Origin of the sequence: Ketobacter alkanivorans (assembly GCF_002863865.1) — a bacterium.
Lineage (GTDB): Bacteria > Pseudomonadota > Gammaproteobacteria > Pseudomonadales > Ketobacteraceae > Ketobacter > Ketobacter alkanivorans.
Genome location: NZ_CP022684.1, coordinates 2,222,961 through 2,234,294, shown reverse-complemented (window position 1 = coordinate 2,234,294; position 11,334 = coordinate 2,222,961). Strand labels below are relative to the sequence as shown.

Annotated in this window: 10 protein-coding genes and 1 pseudogene; 4 read left to right on the top strand and 7 right to left on the bottom strand. The window is 51.2% G+C overall.

The window, feature by feature from the left end; all coding sequences use genetic code 11:
• Window positions 1-40: 40 nt before the first annotated feature.
• Window positions 41-523: pseudogene (locus Kalk_RS21500) on the top strand (c-type cytochrome); the annotation flags it as partial.
• Window positions 524-637: 114 nt separating this feature from the next.
• Window positions 638-2,254 carry a cytochrome D1 domain-containing protein gene (locus Kalk_RS09675; protein ID WP_456077569.1) on the top strand — a complete coding sequence of 539 codons (1,617 nt, stop codon included), beginning with the start codon at window positions 638-640 and terminating at the stop codon, window positions 2,252-2,254.
• Window positions 2,255-2,335: 81 nt separating this feature from the next.
• On the opposite strand, the gene Kalk_RS09670 is transcribed toward Kalk_RS09675, so the two are convergent.
• The 7 genes from Kalk_RS09670 to Kalk_RS09640 form a co-directional block, all read right to left on the bottom strand.
• On the bottom strand, window positions 2,336-4,168 hold the full coding sequence (locus tag Kalk_RS09670) for a nitric oxide reductase activation protein NorD (protein WP_101894050.1): 1,833 nt from the start codon (window positions 4,166-4,168) through the stop codon (window positions 2,336-2,338).
• 3 nt (window positions 4,169-4,171) lie between these two features.
• Window positions 4,172-4,408, bottom strand: a complete 237-nt coding sequence (locus Kalk_RS21190) for a hypothetical protein (protein WP_158643410.1) — start codon at window positions 4,406-4,408, stop codon at window positions 4,172-4,174.
• Window positions 4,409-4,595: 187 nt separating this feature from the next.
• Window positions 4,596-5,411, bottom strand: a complete 816-nt coding sequence (locus Kalk_RS09660) for a CbbQ/NirQ/NorQ/GpvN family protein (protein WP_101894048.1) — start codon at window positions 5,409-5,411, stop codon at window positions 4,596-4,598.
• 97 nt (window positions 5,412-5,508) lie between these two features.
• Window positions 5,509-6,915 (bottom strand): cbb3-type cytochrome c oxidase subunit I, encoded by a 1,407-nt coding sequence (locus tag Kalk_RS09655; RefSeq protein WP_101894047.1) that lies wholly within the window; start codon window positions 6,913-6,915, stop codon window positions 5,509-5,511.
• Between the two features lie 12 nt (window positions 6,916-6,927).
• On the bottom strand, window positions 6,928-7,362 hold the full coding sequence (locus tag Kalk_RS09650) for a c-type cytochrome (protein WP_101894046.1): 435 nt from the start codon (window positions 7,360-7,362) through the stop codon (window positions 6,928-6,930).
• Between the two features lie 151 nt (window positions 7,363-7,513).
• Window positions 7,514-8,161 (bottom strand): two-component system response regulator NarL, encoded by a 648-nt coding sequence (gene narL, locus Kalk_RS09645; protein WP_199768075.1) that lies wholly within the window; start codon window positions 8,159-8,161, stop codon window positions 7,514-7,516.
• Window positions 8,124-10,007: a histidine kinase gene (locus Kalk_RS09640; protein ID WP_101894044.1), complete on the bottom strand. Its 1,884-nt coding sequence runs from the start codon at window positions 10,005-10,007 to the stop codon at window positions 8,124-8,126. Before Kalk_RS09640 ends, narL begins: the two co-directional genes overlap by 38 nt.
• A 110-nt stretch (window positions 10,008-10,117) precedes the next feature.
• Here Kalk_RS09640 and Kalk_RS09635 point away from each other — a divergent pair, with 110 nt between their 5' ends.
• Window positions 10,118-10,645, top strand: a complete 528-nt coding sequence (locus tag Kalk_RS09635; protein WP_101894043.1) for a DUF4136 domain-containing protein — start codon at window positions 10,118-10,120, stop codon at window positions 10,643-10,645.
• A gap of 114 nt (window positions 10,646-10,759) precedes the next feature.
• Window positions 10,760-11,233, top strand: a complete 474-nt coding sequence (locus tag Kalk_RS09630) for a c-type cytochrome (RefSeq protein WP_233716864.1) — start codon at window positions 10,760-10,762, stop codon at window positions 11,231-11,233.
• The last annotated feature ends 101 nt before the right edge of the window (window positions 11,234-11,334 follow it).

Here is an 11,334-nt window from a genome sequence, read left to right as displayed (position 1 = left end):
AACTCTCAACGCCCAGCTTCATCATCTCCATTTCAGCAGCATGATTCGTTACCAGTTATTCACAGAGCAACTGTCAGTCAACATTGATTGGCATAACCGGAGGTGGACTATGTCCAATAGCAGGTGGAAACAATCGTCACTTATACCCAGACTGGGGTCGTGGCGTGTGTTGGGGGCGAGTTTGGCAATGCTGGCGTTGCCGTCGCTGAATAGCGCGTTGGCAGCGGATGCTGCAGCGACTCATAGGGCAGAAACAGGTGCAGAGCTGGAAGCATCGGTAAAACGTGGTGAAACGTTGTACGGAAAATACTGCGCCGGATGTCATCAGCCTACAGGCACGGGGTTGCCGGGGGCTTTTCCTCCGCTGGCCAAGTCTGATTATCTGCTTAAAGACAAACAGCGCGCTGTAGGTGTTCTGGTTAACGGCTTAACCGGGAAAATTACAGTTAATGGTAAAGACTTTAATAATGCCATGCCCAATTTTGGCTACCTGAGCGACCGAGAGATTGCCGATGTTCTGAACTATACGTTGAATAGCTGGGGCAATGATGGTGGCGGTGTTGCTGTTGGGGCGGTGGCGGCCGCGCGTTCTGGTAACCAGGCTGAAGGTGCTCACCCAGGCACGACCGATTCAGAGCTGGCCTACCAGAGTGCGCCCACCGGTATTGACCCTGCCTTGGCAAAAAATATGGTGACCTCCGAAGGGCCTGCCATGACGTCTGATGAGTTCGACTTTGCCAAGAAAGTGTTCTTTGAACGTTGTGCAGGTTGTCACGGCGTGTTGCGTAAAGGTGCAACGGGCAAACCACTCACTACCGACATCACACGTGAGAAGGGTACCGATTATCTAAAAACACTCATTACATACGGTTCTCCTGCCGGTATGCCGAACTGGGGTACCAGCGGCGATCTGACCGAAAAGCAAATAGATGTAATGGCTCGTTATCTTCAGCATGAGCCACCCCAGCCTCCTGAGTGGGGTATGAAAGAGATGAAGAATACTTGGGAGGTTCTGGTTCCGGCAGAAGCGCGTCCCAAGAAAAAAATGAACAATTACAACATAGGAAACATCTTCTCGGTAACTTTGCGTGACAGTGGTGAAGTTGCATTGATCGATGGTGATACCAAAAAAATTATCAGCGTTATAAAAACCGGGTATGCAGTGCATATCTCACGTATTTCTGCATCCGGACGCTACATATTTACCATCGGCCGTGATGCCAAGATCGACATGATTGATCTCTGGATGAAGACGCCAGCTCGGGTAGCCACAATTAAGGTAGGTTTGGAAGCCCGTTCTGTGGAAACGTCCAAGTATCATGGCTATGAGGATAAGTATGCCGTAGCTGGTTCGTACTGGCCGCCGCAGTATGTGGTTATGGATGGAGATACGCTCGAACCACTGAAGATCGTGTCTACTCGTGGTATGACGGTTGATACCCAGGATTACCATCCTGAGCCTCGTGTTGCCGCGATCGTTGCTTCTCATCAGCATCCAGAGTTCATCATCAACGTAAAAGAAACCGGCAAGATTCTGCTGGTGAATTACGAGGATCTGGATAATCTTCAGGTGAAAACCATCAATGCTGCGCGGTATCTGCATGATGGGGGATGGGATGTTACCCATCGTTACTTCCTTACAGCGGCGAACCAGTCTAACAAGATCGCTGTAGTGGACTCCAAAGACCGTAAGCTGGTAGCCCTGACAGATGTGGACAAAATTCCCCATCCGGGTCGTGGTGCGAACCTGACGGATCCTAAGTATGGACCGGTTTGGGTAACCAGTGCGCTGGGTAACGATAAAGTCACCTTTATGGGAACTGATCCTGAGAAGCACAAAGCCAATGCATGGAAGGTGGTGCGTGTTCTAAATGGTCAGGGCGGTGGTTCTTTGTTTGTGAAATCGCATCCAAAATCTAAAAACTTGTGGGTCGATTCCCCGCTGAATCCAGAGCCTGCGATCAGTCAGAGTGTGGCGGTATTTGACATCAACAACTTGGATAAAGGCTATGAGGTGCTCCCCATTGCAGAATGGGCTGGTTTGGGCGAAGGGCCGAAACGAGTGGTGCAGCCGGAATACAATGTTGCCGGTGACGAGGTGTGGTTCTCGGTCTGGAATGGTAAGGATCAGGAGTCTGCAATCGTAGTGGTGGATGATAAGACCCGCAAGCTCAAAAAAGTTATCAAGGATAAGCGTTTGGTAACCCCTACCGGTAAATTCAATGTGACTAACACCGGTAAAGACATTTACTGATTACAGTAGAATCGATATCAGGAGAATAAAGCGCCGCTTGAATGCGGCGCTTTTTTTGTGTGATTTGTTGCCAATAGTATTTTAAAGCGACTCAGTTAGCCGGGCGTATATCAGTGGCAGTTGCTGTGGCAGCTGTTTGGCGTTTCGGATTACGACGTATTGTTTGTGCCCAAATAGATACGGCAGATACTCGTTAGCGCGGTTATCAATAGTGATGCAAAAAGGCAGAATACCTTTGCTGGTGGCCTCCTGAATGGCAGTGCGGGTATCTTCAATGCCATAGCGGCCATCATAACGGTCGATGTCATTGGGTTTGCCATCGGATAGCAATAGCAATAAGCGATGGGCGCTATGCTCGGTCTCCAGTGTCCTGGTTGCGTAGCGAATGGCCGCTCCCATCCGAGTATAGAAGCCGGGTTTCACCGACTGAATGCGGCCGCGTACTATTGGAGATAGCGTTTCGTTGAAGTCTTTTAGTGGATAATAGCGCACCATGTGACGATGTTTTGAAGAAAAGCCTGCCATCGCAAATCGATCGCCGGTAGCCTGCATGGCTTCGCTCATCAGAAATAGGCCATCTCGAATTACGTCGATGACTTTTTGATGGTCGTTTACTGCGGCATCGGTGGAAAGCGATAGATCTGCCAGCAGCAAACAACTCAAATCACGATGATGGCGACGTATTTCCTTGAATAGTCCCATGGCGGTATCTTTTTGGCCCAGACGCCATCGGGTCAGTGCATCAAGATAGGCATCGAGATCAATTTCGCTGCCTTGAGGCTGCTGTCTGAGCCAGGTTCTATTCAGCGCCAGCATTTCAAAGAAAGCGCGTATCTGGCGCGCGGGTTTACGCAGGTGCGCAGGGAGTTCCTTGGCCTCCTGCAGTTGGGTGCGCATTAATTCAATATGGCAGTGATCTTCTACCAGTACGCGTTTTTTGTAATCCCATTCTGGCGTGGTAATGCCTGTCTTCAGCGTGATATCGTCGTAGTCTGAAGAGGGTAGGTCTAGATCGAATTTCAATCGCTTTTTAACGTGGCCGCTTTGACTGGATACGGCAAACTCATCCAGATCGTTCGCGGCCTTTTCAGCACCCAGATCCTCATCATCTTCTTGAGGGCGATCCACGTTAGCAAATTCGGCCCAGGAGAATAAACTTTCCAGCCTGAATGCCAACAGGCCTTGATCATCTTTACTGTGTTCGACCCGCTTGGCTTTGCGTTGATGATCGCCTTCGATTTCTGTGACTTCAGCGCTCAGGTTTTCTATTTCAGGGGCTGCTTCACGCTGCCGTTGCTGGGTGGATGGTGGTAGCGGGTGTAGCCAGATGGGTACGGGCTCAAGCAGGTGGGGGTCTACATCCTGCTTGATTTGTAAGTCGGGCTGTAAAATTGCGCGGCGTAAGGCTGTTTCCGCTTTGTTCAGCGCATGGCTATTTTGCCAATGGCGTTGTTCGATATGGGCTTTTGCCAGGCGCTGATAGACTTTACTGAGCCCGGGCCAGCGCAGTAATGTAGATATTACTTGTTGCTGGCAGCGATCAAGCCAGGGTAGTGCTTGCAATTGGTGATCATCTGTAGCGGCCAGGGCAGCCAGCCACAGGTACAATTGTTCATTTAGCTCACGATCATTAAACAGGGCAATGCTGCCTGGCAAATACAGGCTCTCTTCATCTGCCCAGCACAGTTGTGCTTGCCACTCACGGCCAGCGATCTTTTCCAATAATGTGCGGCGCGCCTGCCACATTTCTTTGGAGCCGGGCTTGATTGCCAGCCCTGGTTTTCCTCCGAAAGCATGAAAGTACAAAGCGAGTTTTTTCTGTACCGATTTCAACTCAACTCGGGAGTTTGGATATTCGACTTGTGCGGCCCGGCTTATCCAGCGGTGCCACAGCTTGCCGACAGCTTCTTCCATTGTTTATCCCCACCAGGTTGCATAGTGAAAAAACATGAATGGCTTTCCTGCGTTGGCGCGGGCGTAACCCAAGATGCCCAGCAGGATCAGGGCGGTATGACATAAGGTGAAATACAGAATCAACACAACCCAAGTATAGGGAGATGAGAGTTCGCCAATGATCAAGATCAAGCCGGTTACTATGGTCAGTGCACAGCCTGCGGTGATGCTGGCAATGATGGACTGGCGTGTATGTGCCATGGCGAACGCCAGGCACCGGGTCCGAGTATGACGCCACAATATTATCTGTAGTGCGAATCCAATCACTGGCAGAAAACTGATATTCAATAAGTAGAATATATGGGATTGCCCAGCCAGTTTACGTTCATGCTCATCATTCATCGCGTTAAGATCCAGAATCTATGTGTTCATTGACTATGTGTGTGGCTCAGCCATCCATGATAGCGGTGATGACATCCATTAGAGCTGTTACGGTGTCTTCATCGTCTGAGAGTGGCTCTGCGATGGCTGCCCGACAGGCGATTTGCCAGGGTAAGCCGCTGTTCAGCAAGCTGGCACAGTACACCAGCAACCTTGTGGATACCGATTCTTCTAAATCATGATCCTGCAAGCGACGTAATGCCTGTGCTATCTCTACCAATTGCTGGGCAATGGCCGGTGCTACGCCGCTTTCTTTGATAACGATTTTCTGTTCCAGCGCGGGTGTTGGAAAGTTAAAACGCATGGCTACAAAGCGTTGCCGCGTGGATGGCTTCATACCTTTGAAGACGTTCTGATAGCCTGGGTTGTATGATACGACCAACATGAAGTTGTCGGGTGCTTTCAGCAGTTCACCGGTGCGCTCGATGGGTAGTTCGCGCCGATCATCCGACAAGGGGTGTAACACTACAGTGGTGTCCTTGCGTGCTTCTACTACTTCATCCAGATAACAAATTCCACCTTCACGCACTGCCCGGGTGAGCGGGCCATCATTCCACACGGTATCGCCTTCCTGCAGCAGGTGGCGTCCTACCAAGTCAGCGGCTGTCAGATCATCGTGGCAGGCCACGGTGTACAGTGGCAAGCCGAGCTTGGTGGCCATATGACGAATAAAACGTGTTTTGCCGCAACCGGTGGGGCCTTTCAGTAATACTGGAAGCTGGTGTCGGTAGGCGTGCTCGAACAAGGTTACTTCTTCGGCCTGAGGTTGGTAGAAAGGGGTTTGTGCGGTGGGATCATCACCTAGTTGTAAAGAAGAATTCATGACAAGACCTTATGACTCGGGTTGGCGTAATGAGGCTGCCATGACAGGGTAATATCACGGCAGCCTCTGGCTTAAGCAAGCCCTAACCTGATGTATGTTAGGCCTTGGCAGGTTCAGCTTGTGGCTGTTCCCCTTTGATGAAAAAACTGACGATGTACAAGATCAGGCCGATGGTAAAGACTATTCCAGACAGTTCGCGACACCAGTAGAATATGGCGACTTGATCCTGTGTTGCCATAAATGGCATTGGGTTTGGTTGATAGCGTTGCAGCCAGACCTGTAGTACACCGGCGGCAGTCAGGAACAGTGTGATGAAGACCATCGCAACGGTCATCAGCCAGAAGCTCCACATTTCTACGACTTGCGCTCGATTGCTCATAGCTGTGCCAATGCCGCGTAGTTTGGGCATGGCGTAGGATATGATGGTAAGTACGATCATCGCGTAGGCACCATAGAAAGCCATGTGTCCATGGGCGGCGGTAATTTGAGTGCCGTGGGTATAGTAGTTAACGGGTGCCAGGGTATGCATAAAGCCCCACACGCCTGCACCGAGAAAAGCCATTACACCTGTACCCATGGCCCACAACACGGTCGCTTTATTGGGATGTTGTTTACGACGCTTGAACACCATGTTAAAGGCGAAGATGGTCATCATAAAGAACGGGATGGGTTCGAACGCGGAGAAGATAGAACCCAGCCATTGCCAGTATGCAGGTGCCCCGATCCAGTAGTAATGGTGACCAGTACCCAGGATGCCGGTAATCAGTGCTGCGGCGATGATGACATACAGCCATTTGTCGATGACCTCACGATCCACGCCTGTGGTTTTGATCAGTACAAACGCCAGGATCGCACCCAGGATCAGTTCCCACACACCTTCAACCCAAAGATGAACCACCCACCACCAGAAGTATTTATCCAGAATCAGGTTTTCGGGGTTGTAGAAGGAGAACAGGAACATAACCGCCAAGCCAACCAATCCTGTGAGCAGCACCACGCTGATGACAGTTTTGCGACCGGACAGCACGGTCATGCCGATGTTGTATAAAAAGCCCAGTGCGACAATAACAATACCGATTTTGGTGATGGTTGGTTGCTCCAGAAACTCACGGCCCATTGTGGGCAGAATGTCGTTGCCGGTGATCTTGGCCAAGGTGGCATAGGGAACGGCCAGGTAGCCAACGATAGTCAGTACCCCGGCTATCAGAAATATCCAGAACAGTGCCAGTGCCAGCTTGGTGCTGTGCAGCTCGCGTTCGGATTCTTCTGGAACAAGGTAGTAGGCTGCGCCCATAAATCCGAATAGTAGCCACACGATCAGTAAATTGGTGTGCACCATGCGGGCAACGTTGAACGGAATTTCAGGGAACAGGAAGTCTCCCCAAACGTACTGCAGGCCCATGATCAATCCAAACAAAACCTGCCCTACAAACAAACCGATGGCCGCGATAAAGTACGGCATGGCAACGGCCTGAGACTGATAACGTAATTGTGCTTCACTCATGATAGTCTCCTTTTAACCGTTAATGTTGGGGGGCCAGTTTTCGGTATTTACTTCGCTGGTCCACTTCAGGAACTCGGCGATGGCCTCCAGCTCTTCTTCTGTCAGGTTAAACTGCGGCATGCTGCGGCGACCGGGTATGCCGTCAACCGGGCGGCTCTTGATGAAACCTTTGATGGCTTCTTTGGAATTGCCGAAGCGTTGATAGACGTTGCCAAGCTCTGGTGCAAAGTAGGCACCTTCGCCCAACAGGGTGTGGCAGCCGATGCAGTTGTTTCTCTCCCATACGGCTTTGCCCAGTGCGACCTGCTCAGTGATGTTCTCCCGGTGATCGCGTTCTGGTAGACGCTGTGTGGTGTCAAAGGTCAGGGCAACAAATACCAGTATGAAAAATACGCTGCCCCCCCAATAGATATTGCGTGCCATGGTTTTTGTAAAGATGTCTGGCATTGTATGCCCCCTTCATCGTTAAAAGATGTACGGGCATTATTGATCCAGGAATACCTGACTAAATTGATCGGGGTCATGTTGCGTGAGGGGCGGGAAGATGCATTGTAGGTAGGTGATACTCCTATCGGGGTATCACCTGTGGCAGTTACGATCAATCGTTGAGCTTGGTTAGCCATACTGCGGCTTCAACGCGGGAGCGCATGCCCAGTTTTTTGAGTAATCTCTTAACGTGAACTTTCACCGTGCCTTCGGCGATGTCCAATTCGCGGGCAATCATTTTGTTGGAAAGCCCATGGGCCACATGAGTGAGCACTTCCTTTTCCCGATCGGTCAGATCATCCAGTTCAGAGTCATGTTGTCCGTCGCGTGATTTGATGGCCGATGTGAGTATGTCCACTAATTCCGGGCTCACCGTGGTTATGCCTTTGGCCGCTTTTTTGATGCTGTTGATGAGGGCTTCAGGTTCCACATCTTTCAGCAGGTAGCCATCCGCGCCTTCTCGAAATGCTGACAGGACATCAAACTCACTATCGGATACGGTAAACAGCAGAATTCGTGAATCGACGCCGGCATTGCGTAGCGCGCGGATGGTTTCAATACCATTCATGCCGGGCATGTTCAGATCCAGCAGTATCAGATCCGGCTCCAGTTCCTGGGCTTTGCGCACTGCGTCGATGCCATCGCTGGCTTCACCCACAGGGATGATTTCATCTTCAAGAGTAAGCAGGTCTACCACACCTTTGCGCAGCAGAGGGTGGTCATCAACCACCAACACGGTCAAGGCTGACTTCTGTAACATCATTGGGTTTCATTCTAGTGTTGTTAAGGAATTTGGGTTCAAAGGTCACGTCGATTAAGGTGCCCCCCTGTTCCGGGCGGGTGATGACGAGATTACCATGCAAGTGGCTGCTGCGTTCTGCCAAAATCGAAAGTCCGAAATGATTTTGTTTGTGGGGGTTCTCGGCAATGCCGATGCCGTCGTCTTCTACTTGCAATTGGATGTAGCCACTGGGCAGTTGTTTCAGCTGAACCCGAGCACGCTTGGCTTGTGCGTGTTTGGCGACGTTGTTGAGGGCTTCTCGTATGATATGCAGGCAATGGGTTTCTTCATTGGCGCTCAGTGGGCAGTGTCCGATGCCATAGTCCAGCTCTATCGGCAGGTTCTGCTGTTGTGTGATTTCGGTTACGGCTTTGCTGACGGCATCTTCAAAGCCCGGCTCGGAAACGCTGATGCGGAAGGTGCTGATCAATTCCCTCAATTGCTTGTAGGACTCATTCAGGCCTGCCTGGCTTTGGGCGATGGCATCAAACAGTTCTTCGTCGCTGGCTGATTTTTCCAGCAGTTTGCGCAGGCGGCTGGCCTGCATCTTTTGGTAGGAAAGCGATTGCGCCAGGGAATCGTGCAGTTCGCGGGCAATGGCCGCCCGTTCTTCCATCAGGGCCAAGCGTGAATGCTGATGGCTTAGCTTGGACAGGCTTTGTGTGGTGGCGATAACTTCGGCCATTGCGTTGAGCAAGTTGTTTTGCCACGGTGAGATGTTCTGATCGTGATGCAGTTCGACGCTGATGTCGCCAACGTGTACATCGCCGCTGATTACAGGGAACATCACCACCTCTTTCAAGTGGGGGGCAAAGATGGTTTTGTCTGGTTCCTTACGGCATTCATCGCAATGTGGCATGCGGCAAAAGCTGGGTCTGGCGGTATTGCCGGAGGTAAGCAGTTTATAGGATGGACCGGTAGCTTTTTGCCGCAGACACAGGGAGATGGTGCCCAGCTGAGTAACGCGCTGCAGCTCTTTTAACACCGCAGGCAGGTTGTTATAGAGCTCATCAGGATTGGCAAACAGCAGGCGACTGTTTTCATACAGCAAGCCAAGCGATTCATTTGACCGTTGCAGTTGCAGCGTCTTATCTTTTACCCGTTGTTCGAGTTGATTGTAGAGGGCCGCCAACTGGTCAGCCATTTGATTGATGGTTTCACCCAAAAGGCCCAGCTCGTCGTTATTACTGTATTGTATGCGGGTGCTGAAATCTCCGTTTTGCAGGCGTTTTACGGCGGCCATAAATTCTTTGAGCGGCGCCACCCATTTGAAGTTCACCGCTAGCAATAGCAGTGCCGACAGTGAGAACAATATCAGCAGTGAAAACGTTTGCACATTTCGCAACGTGTTGACTTTGTTCTCCGACTGTTGCTGCAGCATCTGCACCGCTTGATCGATGCGGGTGACATAGCCTTCAACGATGGGTACCAAGTCTGCAGAATTGTACGCCGGATCTTCAAGGGCGGGCCTCAGCTGGTCGCGCCAGTCGCTTTCCAGCAGGGTCAATTGTTGGTGGAGCAGAGCGTCACTGTTGAATGCCGCCATGCGCTCGAGCAACGGATCATCCAGTTTCTCTTGATAGGCGTTGATGCGGTGATTCAGTTCTGCCGGGCTTTCGTTGTTGAGCCGCGCCGTTAGCATGCGATAGGACTGCATACGCATTGATCCAGCGAGGTTGATGGCATACGCATCACCCCGCAGGGTGTCAGCCACCATCATGGCCACTGCGGTTGCCACCAGTGCGGCCACGGCGACACCTCCCAGGCTGATACTGAGCAGCATGGCGGTGGAGCGACGGGCCTTTTGTTGTATCGAAGCATTCATGGTGTGATGAAACGAATTTCCTTTCCAGTAGGCCAGATCTGGTTTTCAGATTCACTGCACTTGCGTATGCTCAAGCATATTACTAATCCACAGTGTAAAGGAAACCCTTCATGTCGAGACTGATATTAGTCACCATTAGCTTGTTTTGTATGCTTTTAGGTGGGTGCGCTCAGAAACTGGCCAATTATGATTATAATCCAGGGTTCAATTACGCTTCTTATCAAGGCTATGCCTTGCAACAAAGTGAGAAGCAGACGTATCAATCTCTGGATGGAAGCCGTATTGAACAGGCCATACAAAAGGCGCTGGCTGGCCGTTACAGCCAGGTGGAACAGGGGGCGGCCGATTTTCTGGTGGCGTACTACCTTCAAGCCGAGCGCAAGATCGATAATTCAGGGGTCAGTTTCGGTTTTGGGGTCTCTGGCGGCAATATGGGGGTGGGTGTCAGCACTGGCCCCAAGGCCAAGGAGAAGACTGAGGGTAAGCTGATATTGGAGGTGGTGGATACGCAGTCCAATCAGCTGGTTTGGACTGCAAAGGCTACCCGTAATTTGCTGGACAGCATGAATCCTAGCCAAAGGGAGTATCTGATTCAGGATCTGGTGCAGGAAATGCTGGCTAACTTTCCGCCCCAGTGATTCCGTTTTAGGGGTAACTAACGGTATACTTGCGGCCTTCAACGAATTGTAACCGTTTCGACTGGGCCAAAAGTGCCGCGAAGCATTGTGTAGAGAGGATGAGGAAAAATGGGCATGATGAAGCAACTTATTGTTTCTTTGGCAGTTTTGGTTGGTTTGAGTGTGTCTGGTCAGGCACTGGCGTCCAAGTTGGCAGATCAATCCGGAAACGATGAGCCTGTGGGCATGCGCTCTATCATGAGCCCCGCCAAGATTGATGCGCGTACTCAGCCAGCCGCAAAAGTGTGCTTGCAGGGTGAAGAATGCGGTAGCGCGGCACCGGTGGCTGCAGTTGCGGCAGCGGACGCCAAGAAAACCCCTAAAGAGATGTACAATGCTTGCGCAGCCTGCCACGCAACCGGTGCTGCCGGTGCACCGAAAGTGGGTGATGCAGCAGCGTGGGCACCTCGAATCGCTCAGGGCAATGATACACTGTATTCTCATGCCATTAACGGTTTAAACATGATGCCGCCCCGTGGCACCTGCGCCGCCTGTTCTGATGATGACATTAAAGCCATCGTAGATTACATGGTTGATAATTCCAAGTAAGGCGAATCGAACAGAAAGCCCCGCCGAGTGATCGAGCGGGGCTTTTTTTTGTCTGGTAAAAAAGCAGAAAATTGTTAGTAAAGCCGCTATATTTAGGTAGA

Bases quoted from the DNA above. Each gene is read 5' to 3' on its own strand.
- Kalk_RS09670 (WP_101894050.1), bottom strand. From the start codon at position 4,168: ATGGAAGAAGCTGTCGGCAAGCTGTGGCACCGCTGGATAAGCCGGGCC.
- Kalk_RS21190 (WP_158643410.1), bottom strand. From the start codon at position 4,408: ATGGCACATACACGCCAGTCCATCATTGCCAGCATCACCGCAGGCTGT.
- Kalk_RS09660 (WP_101894048.1), bottom strand. From the start codon at position 5,411: ATGAATTCTTCTTTACAACTAGGTGATGATCCCACCGCACAAACCCCT.
- Kalk_RS09655 (WP_101894047.1), bottom strand. From the start codon at position 6,915: ATGAGTGAAGCACAATTACGTTATCAGTCTCAGGCCGTTGCCATGCCG.
- Kalk_RS09650 (WP_101894046.1), bottom strand. From the start codon at position 7,362: ATGCCAGACATCTTTACAAAAACCATGGCACGCAATATCTATTGGGGG.
- narL (WP_199768075.1), bottom strand. From the start codon at position 8,161: ATGTTACAGAAGTCAGCCTTGACCGTGTTGGTGGTTGATGACCACCCT.
- Kalk_RS09640 (WP_101894044.1), bottom strand. From the start codon at position 10,007: ATGAATGCTTCGATACAACAAAAGGCCCGTCGCTCCACCGCCATGCTG.
- Kalk_RS09635 (WP_101894043.1), top strand. From the start codon at position 10,118: ATGTCGAGACTGATATTAGTCACCATTAGCTTGTTTTGTATGCTTTTA.
- Kalk_RS09630 (WP_233716864.1), top strand. From the start codon at position 10,760: ATGATGAAGCAACTTATTGTTTCTTTGGCAGTTTTGGTTGGTTTGAGT.